The following is a 26,519-nucleotide window of genomic DNA, read 5'->3' on the forward strand; positions in this document are numbered from 1 at the left end:
GCCCCACCCAGATTGATCAAGGTGTATTCAAAAGTGCTGAGGGGGTCTTCAGTGGGAATATCATTGCGATATTCCAATTCTCCGCTATGCATGGCCTGCACGTTTACAAAGGCATTCTTAAGTCCAATACCCAGATAAGCACCTTGGATATCAGCTATCCAGTTCCAGACATTTAAAGTTACGATGTGCTCAGGATGAGTGAGGATTCGGGTCGGTTTGACCGTGGGATTCAAGCTGATTCCCAGAGCTGCATCACGAGCATCAGTGGGGGTATTTAAGATATCAAAACCACTTTGACCCAATCCCAGACTCACGATTAATAATAGTGTAGATAATTGTTTGATCATTAGAAATTCACTCCCCATCCCAGATAATTTCTCAAGCCTTCACCCTCGATCCCGCCTCTGATACCCAGGTCGATGTGCATGGGCGGTCCCTGTTTCCAGTTAAGAATATAACGTGCGCTTACTCCAGGAATAATGGTTTCGTCCTCATAACTAAACCCACCATTCAGATCAAGGTTCTTTAACTCACTCCACATAATGGCGGCCCGGTAAATATTTACACCGATTAAATAATGATCATGTTCCACCAACAAAGCAATGCTGCCCATTTCCTGAAGCCATCCCCAGGCTATACTCAAGGGAAATTCATCCCGATAGCTGCTGCCGCGCTCAAAAAGTTCCTGTGTCTTCCATTTGTAACTGCTATTCCAGTCTTTGAGTGCGAAGGCAAAAGTGCTGCCTGGCAAGGGTTTGACCTGAAGCCCCAATCCAGCTCCAAAACCACTGCCCTTCAGCTCTAGCAGATCCTCCTCTTCGGAAGAGAATTTTTTAGTAAGCAATTTCAATGAAAGACCAAAGGCCAGTTTGTCAGAAAAGCGGTTGGAAAAGGACAGGAGATAGGTCATCTCACTATCATTTAGATCACCGGCATAATAACCTCGGGAATCACGCGCTTCAATATTGCGGGTACCAGCCGCTATCAACCCAAACCCCAAATGAGCGGTTGGGGGTAAGGGAACACTGCCATTGACAGAATAGATATAACGATCTAAAGATAATTGGACCATTCCGGCATCAAAGCTGCGCTCTGTCAACCAGGCTTGAGCCGCCGGGTTCTGGGCATAACTGTTGGTGCTGCTGTTTTCGAACAGAGTGATGCCCCCTGTCCCAGCCGATAGTGGATCCGCAGTGAAGCGGGCAGATGTTCCAGTAAAACCACCCAACCCGGAAGCCAGTACAGTTTGTCCCAGGATAACAAGAACCATAAATACCGCTGGTTTAAAAAAATTGTTGCGCCCTCTGCGTTCTTGGCGATTTATCATAAGTGCACTCAATTTATCACCATCACTTTCGTCCAATGCAGCTCATCTTCAATCTCAATTCGGATAAAGTAGGTTCCGTTAGCCACCAGATATCCCTGCTCATTGCGACCATTCCAGGTGCGTTCCTGGGGTCCTGAATATTGAGTGCTCGTTCTGGTCAAGACCTCTTTTACTCTATGCATGGCAAAGTCAAAGATCGAGATCGATATCTCATCACCGGCTTCAGCAATGAAACGTATGATCAGATTACCCTGGCCATTAAGAACCTTGTCATAACGGGCTGTGAAAGGGTTGGGGTAAGCATAAAAATCATCATTTGAAGCAGTACTCCGGGCTTTGTGGATATTCCAACTGAGTCCATCATTATAGCTGATCGCCAGACCATCTCCGGTACCGACCCACAGAGCACCATCCGCATTGACCAAAACAGAATAAACGGCATCAGAGTAAATGATATCAGAACGATCTGAATTGTGGTAATTGGGTAATAAGCTATAATTGAGACCGTCTTTTGATTTCCAGAGACCTGCATCGGTTGCCGCATAAATGGTTTGAGCATCAGAGGCAATGTTCCAGACCCGATTGTTCAACAGGGGAGCTCTCCAGTATTCAGTAGTACTATTGTAAAAACTTAACCCGGTCACATCTCCAGCCCCAGTGGTGATGGTGGAAGCCCAGATCCGGTCAGAACCATCAGCCAATTGTTGACGATTCAGGGCAATGACCCAGTTTCCGGAAATATTTGAGTTTTGGAAGTTGAAATGTTCCCAGGTGGCACCCCCGTCAAATGAGCGGTTAACCCCTCCTGATGTTCCGACCCAGACTGTATCATTCCAGGCTTTTACAGCAAAGGCAATATGATTGAGATGGATCAGTGGATCCAGCGCATAATATTCAGGGTCCTCCTGAATCTCCAGTTCCAGGTCGCTCAACATTGTTGAATCCAGTCTGCTGAAAGCATCCCAGGGCAGCAATACCCGTTCCCAGGTTTCACCCAGATCATGGGAGACCCGCAAGCCACCCCCAAAAGAAGTTGCCCACAGCCGTTTTCCATCAAAGTCCAGATCATAGGTGATGTTCTGAACAGGTGTAACCACATCCACGCTGAGAATGGATACATCCCAGACACTCATTTGGGAATATTTAGCATAGCTGGTGTCCCCATCAACGATAGTCATCTTAAGCGTATCCATGGGTTGTCCCAGCCAGGTCCAGGAAGCACCACCATCCAGGGACCGACTAATGCCACCACCAGCCTTGAGGGTTCCCTGGGAAGTTGATGTATCATAACCCATGGCTACCCAGATCGTATCACCCCAGGCTGCCAGAGCCGAAACGCCTCCGATCCCCAGATCAGAGAAACGTCGACTGAAGCCCACAAAGGATTCGCCGTTATCGAAACTGGCACTGAGACCATGACCAGAACCCAGCCAGAGTGTGTCACCCTGACCAACAATATCAGAGATGCTACTGCCGATCAGACCACTATAGACCGTATCGGCAGATGACAGTGAGAATTGTGTAGGCCGCATCAACTGAGCCTGAACAGTTAGACCGGTTAAAACCATTAGAATTGGAATGAGTTTTCTCATTGAAAGACTCCCATCCGACTGACACCCCATGAATCAGATCTCGCCAGAGTGGCTGCTGGAAGCACGATCAAGGAATCTTCAAGGGGTTCTGCTGCCATGCCCAGCCAGGTCCGAGCATTAAAGGTCCATTGATAGGTTCCACTGAGAGAGCTTGGCGAGAGAGCCAGAGCTAAACTGTAGATCCCATCACCGGCCACCTGATCACCACTGGTAATATCATAGCCCTCATACAGAAGCACACTGCCGCCATCATCATACAGCAGAATGGGTTGACCATTATTCGCATAGTTTCCATCAGGTTTCAGGGACAGCATGCTGACATCCCGAATCTCATCCAGACCCTTCGGATGGCTGACTGTTAATTTTAGAGTATCCAGAACCAAAGCATCTGCCAGGAGGGTCAGTGTATCCAAATGGCTTACGCTGGTAATGACCGGTGGAGCAGGTATCTCAGGTTGGAGTGTTTCAGATTTAAAAATTGACTGCATACTATCATCAGCGTAAACCTGGAGAGTCCAGAGACTATCTGTATAACCAGACAAAGAATCAGGCACGGTCCAGTTACCATCATATCTGCCATCATTTACCAGAATATCACCATCTACACCCAGATCATTCAGTACGATCATCTGCAAATTCTGTGATAAACCATGTGGATCGAGATAGATACTGACCTGGGATATTTCCAGCGGGCTGTTTACAGCGATGGAGTAGAAAAATTGATTCGATAGATAATCAAACTCAAAGCTTGATATTTCAACACTGAATGAGTCTGCTTCTGATTGTGGCAGGTAAGGTTCTTCATCCAGTGTGGTCGGTGTCTGATCACAGGTGACCAAGAAAAGGATCAACATGATGGGAATTATCATTTGTGAGATATGCGACAAGTAGGTTTTACGGAGTTTGGGGAAATAAGGAAGCGTATAAGCATCCCTGGCGCTACAAGCGGTTAGAACAGTTCTTGTTGATGTCTGTTTTATTTCACTTCGCATAAATAGGCGATCCATTCATTCTTTACGTAGGGTTTTATGATTTTCCAAGAAGATGATGCAAGTAAAGCACGCGTTTCCAGATCCTCGCTGGCCAGCAGACCGGAAACGATCACTTTACCCCCTGGTCTGACAGCTTTGAAATAATCTGGCAAAATTGGAAACAAGCGGGCTCGGATAATATTGACCACCAACAGATCGTAAGGCAGGTGCAGGTCAGGTTTTTCACTGATCTGCAATTCAAACCCGGAGCCAATATCATTCAATTCAAGATTATCCTGAATATTAGCACGAGTGAAGGGGTCATTTTCGATGGCATCTACGTGGGAAGCACCCAGATGAAGCGCGGTGATACCCAGAATACCGCTACCGGTTCCCACATCAAGCACGCTTTCCTGTCCCGCAATGCTCTCTTCCAATATTTGAAGACAAAGTTGAGTGGTCTCGTGAGTTCCAGTACCAAAGGCCATGGCCGGGCGGATGCGGGTTATAAAGCGGTGTGGAAAAGCGGCTGGGTCTTCCCATTCAGGCAGAATGATCAGTTGTTTGGTTATCTCAGTCGGTTTGAAATAGGCCTGCCAATTCTTATTCCAATTTTCACGATCAACGATTGCTTCTGAAATCTGAGCATCGGGATCCAGATCTTTCAGGAAGGTTTTCAGATTGTCCAGCACCATTTGGACGTCGTCATCCAGCGGATAACTGACCTGAAAGGTGGTTTCTTCCTCAATAATTGCTAAACCACCCAGCGCCAATGCGAAATCCATGGCGATCTCCTGATATGTCTCAGAAATACTGATATCAGCAGAGATCCATTGTGAAACGGCATCCACTAAGAGAGTCCCTTCCCCAATTGCAGCCATTTAAGTAAAAGCGGGTTATAGATGTGATATCCTTCATCCCGGTTGATTAGCCAACCCTCGCGTAACATTTTTAGAACGGTGTTATGTGCTGTGCTGGTAGCGGACAGCTTGAATTTTTTGATAAACGCTAACTCCGTTGGACGGGAGTAACCGCTGGCCAAACCCAGTAAAAGTCGTTTTTCATTTAAACCGAAGCTATCCCACCAGGCTGTAAAGATATGATCGTGACTCTCAAGTATTTTGTGCAGGGTACGCTCCATGAGCCGAGTAGAAGACCCTTCCAGCCAGAGCTCTGCCAGTGCATGTGCAAATTTTTGAGTGATCTGAGGATGACCGTCTGTAAACGTTAGCACTGCATCGGCCAGATCAAAATCGCTGAGTCCCATGCGCCGGAAGCGCTGAGTTAAGAAGCGATTGAATGCTTTTTGGTCAATGTGTTTGATGGTCAATTTTTCAATACGAGGGAAAAAGGGATCCTGCCTGTTACCGAAAATATCATCCAGTATATCCTCACGGTGGCTGGCAACAATGTGTGTGATCCGTCGACGATCCCGCAGGTTCTGTTTGAGTTCTTCCAGGATGCCATCTTTGAGTTTTACCAGATGATGAAATTCATCCCAGACAAAGGTGAATTTTTGGCTGTTTTGTTTGACCTTATTATACCAAAGATCGATCACCGGTGCGAATGACACCCCCCCTTTTTGAGGGCGTAGCGATTTGGTCAGTTCAGCTGTTTTATCTTCAGGAAAACTTTTCTCAAAAGCATCTAAAAGCAGGTTGATCAGATCTTCGCGACTGGTAACAAAACTGAGATCCATATAAATAGAGGGGATCGACCTACTATTGAGGAGAGCATGCTTCAGAATACTGGTTTTACCCGTTCCCCGCTGACCAGAAATGACCAGATGTACTTGCTTTTCGATGGCGTTTGAAAGGTGTTCCTGCTCCAGCGGTCGTGCTAGATAGTGATTACCCGAAACAAAACTTCCCCAGTGAAAGGGGTTGGCATAGACCTTACTCATTGCGCCAGTCCTTTTTCATTAACTGTGTTGTCGCTTTTCTCAGTTTGTCCTTCAGTGATCATCCAGAAAACGCTGTGGCTCACATCATTCATTAAACGAGACCTCATTGCCGATACAACCAGCTCAATACTGTATGCCCAACAGCTTCCAGACTTTCCGGGCTGCACTTGTCAGCAGTATCATCATGGGTATGCCAGTACTGATGATCTGGTCCCGGATATTCGAAATCAATAATGTCGATGGCAGGGATGCCCTTTTCAATAAAGGGTACATGATCATCATACATGGAAGCACCCGGTACCAGCTGAAATTGATCATAACCGATCTCCGCAGCAATAGACCAGATCTCCTCCATTACCCGTGGTGCAGATTGATAGGAAACCGGGTCGATCTTGATGCTCAGTTCAGCATCACCAATCATGTCCAGCAAAATGACCAGCCTGGGCCAGGGTAGATAGGGATTCGCAACATAGTAGCGACTACCGATGAGATAGTATTGCAGGTCTCCCGGTGCCCCATAGTCCTCTCCATCAAAAAGGATGATATCGATGCCGGGATTGACCGGTGCGTCTTTCAATTGACGAGCGATCTCCAGCAGGACGGCCACGCCGCTGGCACCGTCATTGGCACCAATGATCGCTTTGTTTGGAAAATATTTATCGTATTCCGCTCGTGGCCGGGTATCCCAATGAGCACACAGGATGATCCGATCAGATTTCTCAGGTTGGAAGCGGGCAATAATATTGGTGAGATCCAGTTTTCGGTCAGCATAGGGATCATCATATTTGAAATTCTGTAAATAGACCTCATCAGCCAGTGGCTCCAAAATATTCTGATAGAATTCGATGGCCACTTTAGCACCGGGAGAATTGGGCTCACGGGTTCCCAGATCACATTGGGCTACCAGGTCATCAAAAGCCCGGTCAGCATCAAAACCAGTCTGGGCTGATAATGGGGTAGCTATTGTCAGGGTCAGAAATGCAACCGCAACAAAACGACCAAAACCATCCCCACCAATAAATGGGAACAGATATTTTGTAATATTCATTATTTTCGGTTGGTTCGTTGTAAAAAAAGCAGCCATAACACCTTACCCCTTGATCTGAATATTTACACCAAATTGAAAATCACCCACATCTTTCCGACCATGTTCCCGTGTATCAGTGATCCGATATTCGTAGGAAATACTGCCGGAAACCTTATCTGTAAAGCTGTACTGGATACTGGGACGCGCCGAAAGTGATTTTGTATAGCGTCCTTCCCCAAATTCAACCCCTTCTAAACTCTCACTACCTGTATATTCCTGTTCATCAGTATAGGATATCTCTACTCTGAAATCGATGTTGTTCTCCAAATACTTATCCTCCATGAGCGGGAGCGGTATGGTCATGCCACCGCGATGAGAATAGGACATGCTGGCATTTAATGATTGGTTAAAGGTCTGTTTTGAAGTCGTTAACTCGGTAACACTGATGGTATTGTTTATGTTTTTGGTAAGACTGAAATTTACAGAAGCATTAATGTTCTTTTTCCCTTGAATACTTAGCCCGACCAGGGGAGAAAATGCTACAGAATAGGTTTCACCGGTGATGATCCCTTTTTCCTGACTCACATTCTTCTTGCCGGAATAGTTAAGATCCAAACTGGCGCCGGTGATGAATTTCTTAAGCCATTCAATATTCTTTAAACCTGAATAACGCATGTTAAATGAGGGGAGGGGAAGTCCGGCTGAACCAAATGAACTCAGTTCATTTTTGGGGACTCCAAAAAGACTACCACTGGGCAGAAAATCCATCTTGGTCTTGATCACCTCACCCTGACTTTTGTTGGATAAGCTTTGGTTTTGCCCCAACGTAAAAGTCAATTTTGTGGTCAGGGTCTTGGTGATCTTAAGACCGGAACGCATCGTCAGGTTCACATCATTTCCAGTGGCTATGGGGTTTGTGGCATCGGGGTGATTCAAGAAATTGCTACCCAACTGTAAGCCTGTCCGATAACCATAGCCAATCGTAGCCAGATCCATTTCCTGTACCTGCAATACCAGTGAGTCAGCCACGCCGGTAGTGTCTCCTTCCCGGAAGACTGCCACAGTGTCCAGAGAGGTTATCTGGCGTAGATTTGAACTACGTCGTCCCTGGGTAACATTCATGGAAATCGGATCGATCCTATCCAGAGTATTATAGGTGAAGTCCAACAACTTGGTCAGGCTTAATGATTTTTCAGCTGATTCTTCGTCTTTGTCTCCCGGCTTTTCCTCAGGCGGTTCTTCCTGATCCTGCTTGGGAGCTTTCCGACCCCGACCCCGTTGGGGAGTTGTGTTCTTTCTGGTCTTGCTGGATTTTTTAGCGGATTCCGGCTTATGAACCAACCCAAATATTTCTGAAATAGTGACAGACATATTGGCAGATGTGTTGGCGCTGACATTGAGATCGAGACCAGGTTGATCAATATTGATCTTGTCCGTAGCTGAAAAATTGGATGAGTAGGAAAATGACGGAGAGAGCATTTTCAGAGCTTTTGGACTCCAGTTGAGGGAGTAGGTCTCTTTGTAATTCCCCAGATGACCAAAATCGGCATTCTGCAGGATATCTTCTTTACGATCCTTCAGGCTATCCAGATTGTTGGACATATTAGCATTGAATTTCGCTGTGACCGTGTTGAAGGGACTCCAGTCAATATTATAGCGGCGACTCATACTCAACTGATGAGTGGGTTTCAACGGCGTTGCGTTGGGATTCCGAAAAACACTGGAGGCTTTATTTTCCACCATGGAAGCATCAAACCCGACATTGGTCGGTAGATATCCGATCTCTGTGGCGGCCAGGGCTTCACCAATAACAGGAACAGATTCCATAAAGGTAAACGGAGCCACCTTGAAGTTATTTCCAAGATTGACCTTATAACCGAAACTGCCATCCATTTTTTCTGAGGTTTGGGCACTTTTTTGAGCATTGGAAGCATTGCTTTTGTTGCCACCCACCTTGAAATTCATGTTATCGATGGTGTATTTGGGAAGCCAGTGTTCTGATTTCACTTTTTTAGAGAGTGACATATTCCAACTATAGGACTGGTTGCGCAGGGTCATGGTTTCCAAAGTATCCTGTAGGGACGGATCCAGATCGGCGATCCTGATATCGCTGCCCTTGATATACTTGGGTTGTTTCTCACTCTGCCGGTATGAAAGTGAGATCGGGATGTTCAGACCCCATGAATCCGGGAGTAATTTATGGGCTGATAAGCTACCACTGATATTGGCGGCCACAGAATTATCACCACTTCCAAATTGCTGTTGAACATTGTGAAAATCAGCATTATCCCGTTGAATATCCATATTGATCTTGGCAATATCCGCAAACTGCAGGCTCACATTTGCCCGATAGGCAGTCGCCGTATTCTTTTCAACATCGCTGAGGCGCAGTTCGTCCAGCCAGATCTCACCACTCATTTTTTGGTCGGAGAGATTCTTGAAGCCCGTTTTCAGGATCTTAACCCGGGAAAGCGATGGTTTACCCTTGACCGCTATGGAGCTGCCATCAGGTAGTTGCCGGGTGGCATATTTCAGATCAATGGGCAGGTCAGCCCAGTAAAGTGTATCATAAACGGTGCTATCTGGATCTTCAGCACCTTCATCATGCACATCTTCGAAATAGATGGTCTTGATAATGAAGACTGAGTCCTCCAGTGCCAATTTGAAATTAGCCAGATCCGCCATGTTCACTTCGAGGTGATTCCGTTCATCCCAACCGGGATATATGGGGCGTCTGATCTCGTAGAAATCGTTATCAGTTTCCCCAAAACGGAAAAAGAACTCCAACTCAGATCCATTTTCCAGGGCATAGTCTGAAAAACTGGCTTCATAACTACCTCCACGGGTTCGATCCCAACCGTGTACGAACATCTTCATGGTCTTGTAATGGATAAAATCTTTGGCTTTAGCACCATGGAATTGCTTGTCTGCTACAATGGAGTAGCCTGGTTCCAGGTCATCAGCTCTAATGACCAGTGATTGTTCCTTGGACCTCAATTGGGTGATGGGATCCAGAATTCCTTCTACGCCATCCGGTGGTGCAGTATAGCTACCGGGAATGGCTTCGGCATTATAGCGGCTCGAGTTATCTTCTGTATTGATCACCATGACATTGATTGTACCGTGCAGTGAATCATTGACAACTGACTCAATACCATCATACTGAGAAAAAACACCACGCTCCTGCCAGTCGTTTCCAACAATATCAACGGTAGCGATCTGCAGGGCAGCACCGCCCATGGGAACCTCATCCATCCATAGTCTGGCGAATTTGATCTGGGACCACAGAGCCAACTCAGGTTTATCACCGGTAGCTTCAAATACGGTCAGGGGAATACTGATCAGTTTCCAACCGGTTTCCGTATTGTCGCTGAAGCGTGTGCGGCCGGCGATATACTCATTTCCAGACAGATCAACATCGATGGTGAAATAGGCATTACGCGTATCCAGAGCGCCATCATTATTCAGATCTTCAGTGTTTGGATAAGTACCCCCTTCGATCTTGAGGTTACCTTCTGTACCGTTGATGTGCCGATAGTTGATGGCTGAACCATCCTGCGGTTTCGGGTCAAAATCATATTTGTCCCAGGCCGGGTGATGCCAGCCATACTTGGTATAGCTTTCAGCTACTGGAAATTTCGGGTCCCGTCCATCAAGGCCATCCAGACCAACATCTTCTTCGTCTTCCACAAAGCCATCTCCAGAAGGAAAGACCTGGGAAGAGATATCCTCAGTATCCAGGTGGCCATACCCTTTGGTGACGGTTTGGTCCAGAATATCCACGGTCCATTCCTGGCCTTCTTGCTGTAAATCTTCACTGATAAAGCCCAGATCGATATGCAGTCGGCCTTGATCTCCCTTGACCCACATTTCCAGGAATTTGGATTCGGATTGATCATAGTAGCCAGATGATAATCCACGCATGACACCACCCCAGGCTGTTCCAGGAGCTGCTCCCTGGTCACGCACAGCGAATGAGGAATCCGGGACGACATTCAACACCAGAATATCAGTGACATCATTCTGGGCTTGGGCACTGGTCTCTTTATTGGGCCAGATCTGTTTGGTGAGAATGCGGTTATAGGGGTTATACCAATAGGTGAAAGCCCGCTCCCGGTTGTCCCGCCCGGTGCCATCTACTGGAATTGAGGCAACGCCCCAGGCACCACGGATAATACTAAGTTGGGCAACCCGGCGACTCCCTTCAAAGTCATCCAGGTAAGCCACGCCAAAATCCCCCAGCTTCTCATTCACCGATGTGTTGGGATTGGGAATAACCTGAGCGATCTCTCCGGTGAAGGTCACGTTGGATTTTGAGTCTGTTTTTAACAGTGGCAGCCAGTCCAACCCGCGCGTTAACCAGGGTAGATCACGGGTGATCTTGGTATTTAGATCCCAGATAAAGTTTTCCATGGGCTCCTTGCCCACCCGTACCTTTTCATCAATACTGCTTTTGGAAAAATAGATGGCACTCAATCCGATAAATGAGTTCTTATCCTTGCCAAACTTCATTTCTGCCCGGCCACCCATGATCACCTTTTTATCCAGTTGGAAAAACTCATTCAGCTCATATTTGATATCCAGTTTAGCACCGGGAGCCAGGGCTGCTTCATTCAGGATAACGAGTTGACCGGTAAAATAATCAATGGTATAATCTCGGGAAGGTCCCCGTTCCAGCGGAACATTATTCAGGGTCACTTCTTCAGAGCCTTCGATGACATTGAAACCCAGATTAAAGGTTGAACTCTGGTTGGCGTAGGTGACATGCATGCGAAACTTGCTGTCTTTGTTGTAGTCGGAGATGTTGGGCGCATTATCATAAAAAGAATTACTCTGATATTCAGGATAGGCCACCAGGTTCGGGTTTCCGCCATTTCCCAGGGGGAGTCCTCGTGAGTTTGTTTTCCAATTTTCCTGTCCTGTTACCGCTGTATCTGCTCTAAACGGATAAAGAAAGGGGAAGATCAACTCACCTCGCCTCAGGTTGAGGATATTCTCATAATCCAGATCCATAATGCCATCTGGTTCACTTTCAGCACCCACTCCAGTTTGGTCAAGTCCGAACAGTTGCAGAAAGGGCGTTCCGTCTTCAGCGATTTCTTCACCTTCACCACCAAGACTCCTGCGAATCTTCAGATCAAAACCTTCTTTGTTGATGGAGTTCGTCTTGAGATAAAAAACGTTTTTCCATTCCAGGTCCCATGATTCCTGACCAGGAAGCGCGTCATCGGGTTTAATCATTTTCAGATCAAGCGTATCAGCGGTACCCGGTGTCCCCAGGGCAATATCACTACCCTCCTGATAGCTCCACATTTCACCGTATGTTGGATCGTATTCCGGAACGACCAAGTTGGTTTGACTCATATCGGCGGTATTAATAAAGGTATCACGATAGGCAATGGCCAGAACTTCATTGGACTGTACAGCCGTATTTAGACGAATTACGCCCAGATCCTCATAGAGTATAAAATCTTCATCCACACCCTGCTTTAGTTGAATAACCTGACGACTAGTGACAGCCGCTGAATCTGTTTCGGGGTAATCATATATCCTGGCATAGTTGGTGACCTCATTGCCCGGATTGAATGAGGAGTATTTATAAACGCGAATAGTCTGGACCGTACGACCCGTAAGAACATACTGACCCTGGTCATTCAAGGGATAGGCTTTGCGACGATAAAAATGATTGATGTAAAAATAAGTATTGGTGCGTCGGTTATAATCCTCTATGGTGATCTCTGCTGCTTCTGAGCTACCACTATTGAATGATAATTTTTCTTTGCGACCACGTTCCAGAGAGGCAATGGTGGTGATATCCAATGGACCGATCTTGGCCAGGGCTTTCAATCCAAACAACCCATTGCTTTGACCGGAGAACATGGCCAGCTTGGTACCGGGCAGGCTTAAAGAAATATTCCCGGCTTCCACTCGCTGGATGATCTCATCTTCATTGCCATTATAATAGATCTCCATATTATTCTCGAAGTCAAAATCCCGTTCACTGTCCTGATCCACCTGGATACTGATTCGGTCCCCGATCTTACCTTCGATCTTGAAAGCCTGCTTTTGCTCGATCTGGAATGTGTTTGATTGTTGCTGGTTGTTCACGTTGGTGGTCTGGGAACGGTCTTCACTGCGCAGCTTTCCAGTAATATTTACATTTCCCCGAACCCGTAGTGAAACGCGTTGTCCCGCAATATCCGCACCGATCAGTTCGAATGATTGAGAGCCGTCCGAGGATGCTTCTGCCTGTAAACGTCCCGTGGCTATCTTTTTAAAGAGTTTGGTTTTGTTATGGTCTAGACTCAAACTGATATAGTCATCGATGCTGATCACTGTGGGAATACCAATTGGTTTTCCATCCATCATTTGGGCCAAGGTGAAATAAGTGGCGGTACTGTCCATGAGCAATGTGGTCTTGATCGAGTTGAGAGCGATCTCGCTCATGGGTGAGGCCAGAAAAAGTGACGTATCGCTAAAGAAGAGGCCTTGCTTACCGGAACTGAACAGGGGTGTGCTGGCTGGTTGGAAAAATGTGGCGCTGATGGAGAAGGTGGGTCGATCTGGGCGCACCTCTTCCGTTTGACCATAGGCAGGCCAAAGAGTAAAAAGGGATAATATGAGTGCTGCTATCGTTCTCACGTTAGTTAGGTAAAGCCCGGTTTGTCTCCATTGAGGATGGGAGGAAAGACTAGCTTAGGATTCTAATTGCTGCAGCTCCGCATTAAATGCATGATGGGTTTGTTGTAATTTTTTCAAAAGCTTCTCAAAAGCCCGTTGACGGTGACTCAGTTGATTTTTTTCTGCCAAACTCATTTGAGCATAGGTCTTTTGTTTTTCAGGGACAAAAAAGATGGGATCATAGCCGAAACCAGAATTTCCCTGGCGCGTTTCAGTGATAAAACCAGCCACTTCACCCAGAGCTGTGACCGTGTCCTCGCCGTCAAAGAAAACAGCGGCGGTTTGGAATTGAGCCTGGCGTTTATCTGCGGGAATATCCTGCAGCTCGTCCAGCATTTTCTGAACATTCTGGTCATAGGTGACATGCTCACCGGCATAGCGCGCGGCATAGACACCAGGTGCACCATTCAAGGCATCTACGGCCAGACCGGTATCATCAGCGATGGTGGGTAGTCCGCAGTGGGCATAGCCGGCCCTGGCTTTGATCAGGGCATTTGCTGTTAAAGTGGATCCATCTTCAATGATCTCGCCAATCTCGGGATAGTCAAGCAGGGACACCACTTTCAGAGCGTAGGGCTCCAGGAGACGCGTCAATTCATCTACCTTGTGTTTGTTCTGTGTCGCCAATAGCAATTTCATGTTATCAATCTACCAATTTAACGGGGAATTGTTCCCCTGGCTGTGTCTCTGTTATCAAATCTTTCCTTCCCAAGATTATGGGATGAAATTGAAGCGGCCGAAAGTAGCTGATGAGGCCTCCTCAGTCAATGAATAACACGGTGTAAAAAGGTAGAGCCGCAAGATCTTGCGGCTCTACCTTTTAACCCTGTAATTCGATATAAATTACGGAACTATTTCATCAGCACCATCTTCTTCGTGAAGGACAGATCAGCTGTCTTCAGACGATAGATATACGTACCACTGCTTAGTTCCTGACCATTCTGATTCAAACCATCCCAGCTGGTGTTGATATAGCCGGCTTGCATATAGCCGCTTACCAGCGTTCGCACCCTTTGACCCAGGAGGTTGTAGATCTCCAGTGAGACATGAGCAGCCTGGGGAAGCGCAAACTCGATAGTCGTGGTCGGATTGAAGGGATTGGGATAGTTCTGGGTGAGGCCAAAAGCCGTCGGCAACAGTTCGGCATCATCAATAGAAACGATGGAGGTCGAAATGACGTTGGTGCCCTCACCGATATTGCCATTGGCATCAACGGCTGCAACCATGTAGTAGTAGGTCTGACCAACACTGACATCACCATCGGCAAACATAATATCCAGTGTTTGCGTCAAAGTGGCATTAGTGAATTCAGGATTGGTTGCGCGATAGACTTCAAAATACTGGAAGTCATCTGCCATACTGGCTTCCCAGCCAATCTCTACACCGGCTGCTCCAGTACTGAGGAGTGCCAGCGTACCAGGAACACCAGGATGAATATTGTCAATAGAATAACCAACACCGGGCATACCATCGACATAGCCGTGAACATCCCAGTGACCCGTTACCATAAATCCAGTGAGATATTGATCAGGACTGGTATAAGCATTGGAGTCAACCAGGGTTGGTGCAACCAGATTATAGGCTTCCAGATCATGATTGGGAATATAATCCACAAAATCAACGATCTCGCCCATGGGTGTATTGGTCAACCGCCAGATACTATAACCCGTGAAGGAACCCCACTCAAGACCACCAGGCCAGAATTGCATACGAACCTGACGACCTTGATCGTTGGGCTGATCAATGATAAAGTTAATCTCAGGTGCCGTGGCAAACTGATGGGTCCCCAGATAGATATCCAGGTAGGCCCAGGCATCGGCAATTGTGACCATGCCCAGTTGGGCACCATCGTAACCCGGTGCACTGGCAAAGACCTGGTATTCACCATTTAAAGCGGGAATACTATAGTAACCGAATTCATCAGTATAGCCCCAGAATCCAGTGGAATCTACGGTGCTGACGATGACTATTTCGGCGTCCCAGATAGGTTCATTAGTTTCGTCATCATAGACATAGCCTTCCAAGCCGGCATCCAAAAAGGACATGGGAGCATCTACATAGACTGTATCATTATTTACCACAATGTCATCATACCAGAAGATGGCATAATCATAATGATCAATGACCATATCGTATTCGCCATTAGGCATGTCAAACCAGAATTCACCATACTCATCGGTATAGTTAACCCAGCCCATTTCATCAGCATAGATATAGACGTTTGCACCGCTGACCGGGGCGGCGGATCCAGCATCATAAGCCATACCAGCAATGGCACCATCAACCATGAAAGGTGTGAGGTAGAAATTAAAGTCAGTAACAAAACCGTCGTTAAGATCTAATTCACTCCACTCTTCCATAAAACCATCAGCATAGACATACATCATATAGAAGCCGTAAGGTGCATTAATATGATAGAAGCCATTCTCATCGGTGTATTCCATGGCTCCCCAACCTTCATTACCGATCATGACCTCAGCATCCATAATGGGAGCGCCAAGTTGGTCAAAGACATAACCTTCAACAAAGGTATCAACGCCAACGGGCCATAGGATCACGTCATATTCAACTTGCGCACCGTCTATCAGAAGTGTATCCGCATCTTCCATGTGCCAGTTCATACCGCCGGCCATGATTTCATATAGACCATCCGGGATCCACATTTCGTAGTATCCTTCAGGATTTGGACCAGTATGAAATTCCATGCCAGTGATAACGTCGCGGAGCATCATGCCTATTTCCCAGGTATCCATGATCGGTTCGTTGGTTTCACCATTAATGAAGTAACCAAAAATACCACCATATAACGTTTCAAGCGAAATGATCTCATCATCTGTTCCAGCTGGAACATCATGGTTGTCACTGACCTGAACAACATTTGGCATATCGGGTACGTGAACTCCCAGGTGGTACAGGGTGTTACCACCGTCGAAAACAGGTAGGAGGTAATTACCATTTTCATCACTTATGGTAGCAGACCAGCCATAATCAGGGTGGTCACCCCATACCATGGCCTCCGGATAGGGCATTCCATCCATCAAAACGATTCCGGCAATCATGCTATTGGTGGATATCAGATAGAAATCCTGCTCCACGACTTCACCGTCTTCGATATCAATCTGTGCACCATGATGCAGCATATATGGTTGTGGTAATGACCACCAGTCAACCTGTACGTGATAATAGCCTGGCATAACACCCATGCTGTAAAAGCCTGATTCATCTGTTATGGCGGAAAACCCTGATTCCTCTGCATGAGCATCGATCTGAATTCCAACAATTGGCGAGCCTGCATCATCATAGACATAGCCCTGAATAACGCTGCTGGGTTCATCATAAATGAAGTCATAATCCACTTCATGTCCCGTGACCAATACCGGATGCATCTCCGGGATGGCGATCAAACCATCGGTCATCATGAGGTGATCTGCTGATCCAACCATCACAAATCCGGTATCAGGCAGGTCAAGATGATAAGCGCCCATATCATCCGTTACACCAATAATGCTGGGAGAATCATCCCATTCATAGGATGCCCAAACCACGATTCCACTCAAAGGTACCAGATCACGAGTGATCCCGGTTTCCTCCCAAACAGTTCCAGAAACTGAGAAGGGCGTTGGCAGGCTGTAAAATGTTACGGCAACTTCTGCCATATTCATGGCTTGGAATGCCACGAAGACCAGATCATCAGCCAGATAGTTTATACCATCGGCCATTTCATCAGTATAGGTGAATCCGAAGATCCCATCTGCTGGATCTTCATCATGTTCATCATTGTCCATGAACTCATACATCTCAATGGCCACATCCCCGTCATCCCAGGTTCCGTTATGATTGCCATCCCAAAAAACCATGAGTTCACCATAGGGAGCTCCATCAAGCATGATCTCGAAATAGGGATTAGAGCCAATCTCAAGTGTATCAGCATATTCACCATTCACGGTCATGTCAAACTCAGTGGGCGGATCGATCATGCCACCTTCAAATTCGTTACTACCGTTGGTCTGAATGATGTAATCAAACTCAAAATATTGTCCCCACGCGTCCACGCTGGTGACTTCCAGGGCAACATACATTCCACCCGTACGTGTATAGACAACGAAAATGTTACCGACAGCTAAAGGTTGGTATCCATTTAATTCCCATGAAACACTTCCCCAGGTCGTCGATGGGTCGTCATTCGGTGGAACCATGAGGACTGTATCCAGAGTGCCCATGCTCGCAAAATAAAGCAGAAGACTTGGATCGATCCAACCGGCACCTTCGCTACCAAAGTTGGTGCCCTCATTACCGGTGATACGAACATCCATGCCCATGGAATCGGGACTGTTCATGCCGGCCATAAAATTAAAATACTCCATACCAGGAACCGCACTCAATACACCCTGATTAAAAATCACTTCCCGAGAAGCAATTCGATTGATTTGAGGAACCTGCAAATCCTGCTCTCCCAGATTCAGCCGATAGCTTTTTTTCAGATCAGGGGTTTGTTGCCCAGTGGCCCTGGTAAGCGCCTTGGTCAATCTGAGCAGGCGTTCCTGCTCCGGCGTGGCACTTACTTGATTCGTGTTGGCATCCAGATTTCTGACAATTGTACTCTGGTTCTGTAATTGTCTGATCTGCTTCAGCTGTTGAATATCCGGTGTACTGGCATCATTTGCCATGACCCACATGGGCATGGCCAGCAGTATGACACTTAGCAATACTGACCAGTACATTCCTTTTGATTTGATGGTATTCATCCTTTTATCCTCCATAGTTGTTAGTGACAAGCGAAAATATTAAATTTGATCCGAAAAGTTGTGACATAGCACACAAAAAAACTCCCTGAACCAATGGGTTTGATGTAGCGCAAATATAATCTGAATTAAATCAACGTTACAGCTTAATCGTGGGTCGGGACGAGTTATACCATTTTCAGTTCCAGCTGCGCGTCTCAAGTATTAAAGCGGCCCATAGTCGAATACATATTGTCAGAAATAGCCACCAAGACACTAAGTGGAGTTGAGCCATTTTGCGCCTTCATGTCAAAAGAGCTTACACTCCGCGCTATGAGAACTATAGATTCTTACGGCTATCCATGACCAGTTTAATAATTTTGTCAGTATATCCTCATTCGTCTTTGCGAGATCGTCATATTTGTGGCATTCGTGTCAAAATATTATTCATTACGAAGCTGCGAATTGCATTAAGAAAGCACTCTGCTTTAACAAACTCGGCCATTACTTTGATCGACTATGGAAATGATATCGTTGCTATTGATCATTACCATTTCCGTGGTTATCGGGGTCTGGATGATCAGGGAAGTCATTTAGATTTAAGTAATAAGTGAATTAAGTAATAGGTAATGGATAGAGATGGCTAAAGTGAAGCGAGGGTGGGAGACAGGTGAAGCGAGATGCTAGTTAAGATATTCATTTCAACTCTGCTCTGCTTTTCCAGCTTGTTGACCCAGGATTTGCACATCACCCGCCTTCAATATGGTGGTGGGGGTGACTGGTATGCCAATCCCAGCTCATTACCCAATTTGATCAACTTTATTGCAGACAACACCAATATCAGGATCGATCCCCAGGAATACCGGGTCAAGCTCACCGATGCTGACCTCTTTAATCATCCCTACCTGTACCTCACCGGTCATGGTAATCTCAAATTCAGTAACGAAGCGATCTACAAACTGCGTGATTTTCTCACGACTGGTGGATTTTTGCATGCTGATGATAACTATGGTTTAAACGAATCCTTTCGGCGGGAGATGAAACGGGTCTTTCCCAAAAAAGAGTGGGTGGAGCTGCCTCATGACCATCCTGTTTTCAGTAGCTATTATTCCTTTCCCCAGGGCCTTCCCAAGATCCATGAGCATGACGGGAAACCACCTCAGGCACTGGCTCTGTTTCACAACAGTCGCATGATCGTTCTCTACACCTATGAATGTGATCTGGGTGATGGCTGGGAGGATCTTGAAGTTCACCAGGACGGTGAGCAAAAACATCAGGCAGCCCTGGAGATGGGGACGAACATCTTAATTTATGCTTTCACCCACTGATCCAATGACAAAATCCAACACACACAACAGATCAAACCCGAGCTTAACTGATTCAAGTTTGTTTGAACTAGGGATCCATGCCGAAAGCAATGCTCGTGGCAAAGGTGCCTTCCTTGGGCTATTCGCATTTATTGTGATGGCAGTTCTGATAAGTACTTTTATCTGGTTGGAAAGTTTCCGCTATTTTGATCCTCAATTAAAGCTGACATTCCTCACTATTCTGGGAGTGACTATTGGTCTAACCCTGGCGGGAATCCTGATCTTCTATTGGCTTCTCAAAGGCCAACGACTCAGGGAAACCAGCCCGGAACAGCTGGCTCAACTCATTGGTGACAGACTTCCTCAAGTAGGTGACCGGGTTCTGAATGCAGTTCAACTGAACAGTATGGAAACCCAGGATGGCATATCAACCAGTCTGCATACGGCTGCAGTCCAATCCGGAATAAAGGTCATTGAACAAGTCCCCCGAAATCTGCTGTTTCCACGAAATAAGCTAAAATCATATTTAAGGCGTAGTTCTGTGGGAGTTGGAATCCTGCTATTACTGTATATGATAAATTTCCAGAATACGAATGCTGCTATTGTGCGTTTGAGTCAACCAGAGATCAAGTTTGATTATCCGCTGCCCCTTGGCCTGTTCTTACAAACTACATCAGAACACGTGTTGGCAGGAGACTCACTGTTGATCAAGGGCCGGATCAACGGCCGCCAGGTGGATCAGATCGAAATGGTCATCCAAACCAGAAAAGACACCAATAGCTATCCCATTATGGTAAACGATCAACAGTTCTCCTTCCCCCTGGAGCATGTCATGCACAGCATGGAAGTGATTGCGCAAGTATCCAATCAACGACCCTGGGAACCCTGGAAAACCATTGAATCAACTCCTTTGCTCATCAAGGTCATTAATCGACCCCTGGTTCAGGATCTCACTGTCCGGATCAGACCTCCGGCATATACCCGCTTACCGGCTGAGATCTATACACGGGATATTATGGACATCAGTGGATTCAAAGGATCCAGGATCACTATTGAAGGGCTGACCTCTAAGGAAATCGCGTCAGCTAAGCTCCATTTTTCTACAGCCGGGGCCAGTCAGGTGCAACTGGATGGTCATCGGTTCAAAACAGGATTCACCCTTCAGGAATCGGATCAGATCTGGTTTGAGCTCATCGATGATGAAGGCATTTCCAATCTGGATCCCCTGGTCTATCCGGTGTATGTCGCCACCGACGGGGCTCCTTTGATCAGAGTAATGGTACCGGGGCAGGACGTGATCATCGGCGAGAATCTGTTGATCCCGATCCGCCTGAAACTGGACGATGATTTTGGTTTTTCCCGGCTTGAACTCAACTATCAGATCCAGCATCCCGACTATCTCATGGGAGATAGCTCAACCTATACTCAAAACATTGCCCTTCCCCGAACCGATCTGGCGTCTCTGGAATTCAATTATCGCTGGGACTTGAACCAGATCAGCATTATGCCTGAAGATGCGATCCTGTACTGGTTCACAGTTTGGGATAACAATACGGTAGATGGCCCACACCAGGCATCCAGTAAAAAGTGGTTAGCTCGGCTCCCTTCCCTGGATGAGATGTTCCAGGAGCTGGCTCAAGGGAATGAACAGGTTAAGCAAGATCAGGAGGATGTACTCGAAATAGTCAAGGAGATACGTGAAAAGGTCGATGAACTGGCTCTGGAAGTTCAAAAGGATCCGAATCTGTCCTGGGAACAACAGCAGGAAGCCAATGAAGCCATGGAACAGGTCGAACAGCTCAAAAATCAACTGGAGAAGATCAGCCAGCAACTTGATGAAATGATGAATGCAGCCGAAGACCAGAACCTGATGAGTGATGAAACCCTGGATAAATATTCCGAACTGCAGCAACTGATGGAGCAGTTGATCACACCTGAACTTAGAGAAGCCATGGAACGTCTGCAGAATGCCATGGAACAGGATGATCCCCGTGAAATGGAAACTGCCCTGGAGGATTTTCAAGTTGCCATGGAAGATTTCCAGAAAAGCGTTGAACGAACCCTGGAGATCTTCAAGCAAGTGGAAATTGAACAGAAAATCGATGAATTGACCACCAGACTTAATGATCTGGCTGAGCGGCAGGAGAATTTGACTTCAGATCTGGAGAATGATCCAGCAACTGATGCGGCTCAGCAGGAACAACAGATTGCCGATGACTTTGACCAGGCTCAGGAAACAGCTGAAGAGCTTGAGAATATGCTGAATGAAAATGAAGATCTATCATCAGAGGGGGTCCAGGACCTGCAGGAACAAATGAACCAGGAGCAGATCAGTGAAAATTTGGAACAGGCCGCTTCCCACCTGCAGCAGGGGCAGATGTCACAAGCACAACCTCCTGCAGAAAAAGCCGCTCAATCACTGCGCCAGATGGCCTCTGAGTCAAGCCAGATGCAAATGAATATGCAGCAGCAGATGATGTCAGAGGTCATGTCCGAATTTCGCTCAGCGCTACTGAAAACGCTGCGTCTTTCACAATCGCAGGAAGCATTGGAAAAGCCTACAGCCCAAACCTCTCGCCAAAGTTCCTTACTCAGAGAGTATGCTGATTCCCAAATGGGACTCATGCAGGGACTCCGACAATTATCAGCAGATCTCCAGGAGCTAGGCAATAAAACCTTTGCAGTCTCGCCAAGTATGGGTCGATCCATGGGATCAGTTCAGGCCAGGATGCAGGAGGCTATCGAACAGCTGGAAGCCCGGAATCCCCGAAAATCATCACAAGCGCAGGCGGCCGCCCGTGAAAGTTTGAATAGAATGGCTCGTCAGTTGGCCAATTCCATGGAGTCTCTACAACAATCCGGGGAAGCCAGTGGCTTCGGTGATTATATGCAGCAACTGATGCAGATGGCTGGTCAACAGCAAGGGCTTAACCAGCAAACTATGATGCAGTTAGGCATGGGCAGTCCTTCCATGATGCAACAGCTGGCCCGACAACAGTTGCAGCTCCGTGAAGCATTGTCTCAAATAGAAAATGGAATGGGTTCTGATTCACGTATGCTGGGAGACCTAGGCAAAATTGGTGAAGAAATGGAAGCAGTTGCCAAGGAACTCAAGCGTAAACGACCATCACAGAAGATCCATGAACAGCAGGAGCGTATTCTCAGTCGTCTGCTGGATGCCCAACGCTCCGCCACCAAACGGGACTTCAGCAAAAAACGGAAATCAGAGACCGCCGGACAAAATCCTTTTTGGTTGGGCAGCGGGGCTTTACCGGAAGACCTGGGAGAAGCCCGCAACATCCTCTATGAAGAATTGATCTTTAGCCTGAAACAAGGTTATAGCAGGGAAGAGCAAGCCTTGATCAGAGAATACTTCAATCGCCTGGAAGCAGAACTGAATGAATAAACACGCACATAGCATAAAAAAAGTCTACTTGTTTGCGATATTTATGCTGGCAATACTCGTCTATCCAGGGACTATCGAAGCCCAATCATCTTTCCGAAGGACTTCATCTCCAGATCGCAAATTAGAACAGCGGGCGGCCACTTTAGCGAGATTGGGGAAAACCGAGGAAGCCGTTGATTTGTATCTGGAATTATTGTACAAAAATCCTAAAAAAAGTAATCTCTATTTTCAGGTGAGTCGGCTCATGCCAGGCAAGGAATATGCTCCAACCCTGCTTCAAATCCTGGATGACCTGCTCAAGACCCAATCCGGGAATACACGCCTGGCAGCCGATCGGGGACGACTATTATATCTGCTTGATCGGCAAACAGAGGCCATCAGTGACTGGGAAGGTCTCATTCAACGGAAGAACAAAGATCGTTTTACGTATACTTCGGTAACCAATGCCATGCTCCAGGCTGGCGCCACCGATGCTGCCATTCAGCTGCTCACCGACGGTAGGATCACACTGAATGATCAAACAGTCTTTGCCTACGATCTGGCTCGCATTCATGCAGCCAAGCACAACTATAAACGAGCCGGAAAAGAATATCTTGCTCATCTGGATCAGAATCCCGGCATGCTGGATCACATATCCAATCAGCTGATCCGCCTACTTGAAAATGATGGTGCTTTTCAGTTGATCAATGAGAGTTTTGATGAGATCCTGTTGCTGCCCGGTACCCATCAGGCTGTTTTGTTGGCCAAAGCCAAACTGCTTTTGCATGAGAAACAGTATGTGGGATGTGTTCATACGGTGCTCTCTTCCAAGGTGAGTAACTCAATGAAAGATGTGTTTGCCATCGCTGATGATTTGACGGCGGAACATGCCTGGGGGGCGGCTGCTGATCTCTATATGTTTATTTCAACCAACAGCCGTGATAAGCGCCAAACTGGCGAGGCGCTTTTAAAATTAGCCTCAACCTATAAACACCGTCTGCAATCAAGGGCAGCTTACCATTCACTAAGCGGCTACTTTAAAGGGAATCAGTTCCTTGCTTTGGATGTTCAATTTGTGACAGGGAAGGATGCTTCCCTGGATCGAACCTTGAAACTGTATGATAGTTTACAAACCTTGCTTCCGGCAACCCGCGAGGCTTTCCGGGCTTCTTTTTATGTAGCTGAATTACAACTGACCGTTAGTGGTGATGTGGATCGCGCTATTCGGGGATTTCAAAATGTTTTTGTGAATACGCGAGAACGAGAGTTGAGATTGTCAGCTGGAAATCGGTTGGTTGATGCCTGGCTGGTACGTGGGGATACAACCAAAGCCATCCGTGCATTAGGCACTCTCACCGATAAGCTCGATCTGGATGAAGATGATGCACGGATCATCGCTTCACGGATAAAGATTTTAATCCATCAGGGCGATCTACCCGCCTTGAAGCGGGAGCTGCTTAATCTTAGTGGAGCAGCTTCGCCAACTGCCCCCATCTTTAACGATGGTTTGGAACTGATGGCTCTGTTTGAGGGTAACGGAGCAGAAGATGATCTCCAACTGTTAAGCTATCTAAAAGCTGAGCGCCTGATCGGCCAGCATAAACTATCTGAAGCGATTGATCAATTAATGGAGATTCAAGGTGATGCCGACACCATTGCTGATGAAGCATCGGTACGGGTGATCCAACTCCTGCTGGCGTTGGGAAGACGTCAGGAAGCAGTGGGTGAGATGGATCGTTTTCTACAGACTTTTTTGGAATCAGAATGGCGAGCCAATGTGCTGATCTGGCGTGGTGAACAACACCAATTTGCTGACCAGAACCCCCAAGCAGCCATTCCTTATTATGAAGAGGTCATCGTGGAGCATTCGGGATATTTGGGTATCCAGGAGCTGCGGATCAGGTTACGCACCCTCATCGGAGATGGCTCATGAGTCAATACTCTCCTTTTACCCCTCGCAGACTGCAAAGGCGCAGGGTCATGAAAATCGTCCTTCCTGGTCTTTGCGAAAGTATGATTGAAGCAAACTGTTTACGGCCTGCCCAGCGCCCATCGATAATGTTGATCCAGGCACAACCACGATAATAAGTCAATAAAGGAAAACTAGATATCAACTCAACAGCAATCAGAAACACAACCATATCTGGAAAAACAATCCAAGCTGCTAAGAATACTGCACTTTGCGTCGTTTCGACAAGCTCGATACGTCGCTCTGCACACGTTTCCTGCCCGCATGAAGTTGCCCGCAGGGGGGGGGCGAGAGACTTTTTCAAGAGACCATTAACACTTATTCTAATATTTTTGGTTCTAACTGCTACTTCCCTTTTTTCTCAGAAGATTCTCATCCCCATGGATGAGACCCAGACCGATCATCTCAAAGCCTATGGTGTCGCATTTTGGATTCTGGAACGGGATATCGACATTGAGTGGTTGCTTAATTACCGGGGAGGCAGCTTCCTCGTTGATAATTATTCCGAGCTTATTCGTGAATTGCGTTTGAGAGATGTTCGTTTTGAAACCGTACTTCCAGGAGCTGAGCTAAATATATATGCGACCATAGAGACCAATAATATGGATATCGTACTTCTGGAAAAGGCTCCCAAAGTAGCCGTGTATTCTCCTCCAGGAAAAATGCCCTGGGATGATGCTGTTACCCTGGCTCTGGAATACGCTGAGGTTGAGTACGATGTGATCTGGGATGCTGAAGTGTTGGATGGCGAACTCAATGAATATGATTGGCTGCACCTGCACCACGAGGATTTCACCGGGCAATACGGCAAATTCTATCGCAGTTATCGCAATGCCGCCTGGTATCGGAAACAGCAAGCTGAATTTGAAGCCTTTGCCAAATTGCGGGGCTACCCCAGTGTCGCTGAAGAGAAAAAAGCAGTCGCTCGCCGCATCAGAGATTACGTTCTTAACGGTGGCTTTCTATTTGCCATGTGCAGTGCCACTGACGCTCTGGATATTGCTTTGTCTGCCGAGGGAGTTGATATAGTAGCCCAACCCTACGATCATGATCCGGTTGATCCCCAGGCTCAATCAAAACTGGATTACGGGAAGACTCTGGCTTTTGAAAATTATAAGATCATTACTGATCCCATGGTCTACGAATATAGTGACATCGATGTACCCCCCAGTAATAGACCCAGAACCCGCGGTGCCGAAGCAGATTATTTCACTTTGTTTGAATTTTCAGCAAAATGGGATCCAGTACCCACCATGCTTACTCAGAACCATGTGGGTGTGATCAAGGGCTTTATGGGGCAAACCACTGGCTTCCGTCGTTCGCTCATCAAAAAACACGTCGTGATCATGGGTGATGTCCCTGGTCAGGAGCAGGTCAAGTATATCCACGGGAATGCCGGTAAAGGCACTTTTACCTTTTTGGGAGGTCACGATCCCGAGGATTATCAGCATTTTGTAGGTGACCCGCCCACCCAATTATCGCTACACCGAAATTCTCCAGGCTACCGTTTGATCCTGAATAATATTCTTTTCCCAGCTGCCAAGAAAAAGGAACGCAAGACCTAGTGTTATGTTAAGTATGAATGGTGCAATAAGTCGCAGGAATTTTTTTCGATAACAAGGCAAATATTTTTAGC

Annotated in this window: 15 protein-coding genes; 4 read left to right on the forward strand and 11 right to left on the reverse strand. The window is 46.8% G+C overall.

What is annotated here, in order from left to right; translation table 11 throughout:
* The 10 genes from U9Q77_12590 to U9Q77_12635 form a co-directional block, all read right to left on the reverse strand.
* Positions 1-347 (reverse strand): hypothetical protein (locus U9Q77_12590; GenBank protein ID MEA3288196.1); only part of this gene is annotated, 347 nt, incomplete at its 3' end.
* Positions 347-1,327, reverse strand: coding sequence for a hypothetical protein (locus tag U9Q77_12595; protein MEA3288197.1), 981 nt, complete (start codon positions 1,325-1,327; stop codon positions 347-349). The genes U9Q77_12590 and U9Q77_12595, both read right to left, overlap by 1 nt.
* 8 nt (positions 1,328-1,335) lie before the next feature.
* Positions 1,336-2,919 carry a hypothetical protein gene (locus U9Q77_12600; protein MEA3288198.1) on the reverse strand — a complete coding sequence of 528 codons (1,584 nt, stop codon included), beginning with the start codon at positions 2,917-2,919 and terminating at the stop codon, positions 1,336-1,338.
* Positions 2,916-3,911: a hypothetical protein gene (locus U9Q77_12605; protein MEA3288199.1), complete on the reverse strand. Its 996-nt coding sequence runs from the start codon at positions 3,909-3,911 to the stop codon at positions 2,916-2,918. The genes U9Q77_12600 and U9Q77_12605 overlap by 4 nt, the downstream gene beginning before the upstream one ends.
* Positions 3,896-4,771 carry a 50S ribosomal protein L11 methyltransferase gene (locus U9Q77_12610; GenBank protein ID MEA3288200.1) on the reverse strand — a complete coding sequence of 292 codons (876 nt, stop codon included), beginning with the start codon at positions 4,769-4,771 and terminating at the stop codon, positions 3,896-3,898. The genes U9Q77_12605 and U9Q77_12610 overlap by 16 nt, the downstream gene beginning before the upstream one ends.
* A complete protein-coding gene (locus U9Q77_12615) occupies positions 4,741-5,793 on the reverse strand; it encodes an ATP-binding protein (protein ID MEA3288201.1) in 1,053 nt (350 codons plus the stop codon). Before U9Q77_12615 ends, U9Q77_12610 begins: the two co-directional genes overlap by 31 nt.
* 103 nt (positions 5,794-5,896) lie before the next feature.
* Entirely contained in the window at positions 5,897-6,877 is a 981-nt protein-coding gene (locus U9Q77_12620; protein ID MEA3288202.1) for a M28 family peptidase, read from the reverse strand.
* A gap of 6 nt (positions 6,878-6,883) precedes the next feature.
* A complete protein-coding gene (gene sprA / locus U9Q77_12625; GenBank protein ID MEA3288203.1) occupies positions 6,884-13,462 on the reverse strand; it encodes a cell surface protein SprA in 6,579 nt (2,192 codons plus the stop codon).
* Positions 13,463-13,516: 54 nt separating this feature from the next.
* A complete protein-coding gene (gene rdgB / locus U9Q77_12630; GenBank protein ID MEA3288204.1) occupies positions 13,517-14,140 on the reverse strand; it encodes an RdgB/HAM1 family non-canonical purine NTP pyrophosphatase in 624 nt (207 codons plus the stop codon).
* A 212-nt stretch (positions 14,141-14,352) separates the two neighbouring features.
* The gene (locus tag U9Q77_12635) at positions 14,353-18,246 is read right to left on the reverse strand and encodes a carboxypeptidase regulatory-like domain-containing protein (GenBank protein ID MEA3288205.1); all 3,894 of its coding nucleotides are present in this window, start codon (positions 18,244-18,246) and stop codon (positions 14,353-14,355) included.
* 656 nt (positions 18,247-18,902) lie between these two features.
* On the opposite strand from U9Q77_12635, the gene U9Q77_12640 reads away from it, so the two are divergent.
* Genes U9Q77_12640 through U9Q77_12650 form a run of 3 tightly spaced genes read left to right on the forward strand, consistent with a single transcriptional unit; the run spans position 18,903 to position 24,847 of the window.
* On the forward strand, positions 18,903-19,550 hold the full coding sequence (locus tag U9Q77_12640; GenBank protein ID MEA3288206.1) for a DUF4159 domain-containing protein: 648 nt from the start codon (positions 18,903-18,905) through the stop codon (positions 19,548-19,550).
* Between the two features lie 58 nt (positions 19,551-19,608).
* On the forward strand, positions 19,609-22,935 hold the full coding sequence (locus U9Q77_12645; protein MEA3288207.1) for a DUF4175 family protein: 3,327 nt from the start codon (positions 19,609-19,611) through the stop codon (positions 22,933-22,935).
* A complete protein-coding gene (locus U9Q77_12650; GenBank protein ID MEA3288208.1) occupies positions 22,928-24,847 on the forward strand; it encodes a hypothetical protein in 1,920 nt (639 codons plus the stop codon). Before U9Q77_12645 ends, U9Q77_12650 begins: the two co-directional genes overlap by 8 nt.
* A 1-nt stretch (position 24,848) precedes the next feature.
* Here the strand turns inward: U9Q77_12650 and U9Q77_12655 are convergent, their stop codons facing one another.
* Positions 24,849-25,187 (reverse strand): hypothetical protein, encoded by a 339-nt coding sequence (locus U9Q77_12655; GenBank protein ID MEA3288209.1) that lies wholly within the window; start codon positions 25,185-25,187, stop codon positions 24,849-24,851.
* A gap of 76 nt (positions 25,188-25,263) precedes the next feature.
* Here U9Q77_12655 and U9Q77_12660 point away from each other — a divergent pair, with 76 nt between their 5' ends.
* Positions 25,264-26,448: an asparagine synthetase B gene (locus U9Q77_12660; protein MEA3288210.1), complete on the forward strand. Its 1,185-nt coding sequence runs from the start codon at positions 25,264-25,266 to the stop codon at positions 26,446-26,448.
* Positions 26,449-26,519: the final 71 nt, after the last annotated feature.

The organism is Candidatus Neomarinimicrobiota bacterium, assembly GCA_034716895.1.
In the GTDB taxonomy this organism is placed as follows: Bacteria; Fidelibacterota; UBA8477; order UBA8477; family JABMPR01; genus JABMPR01.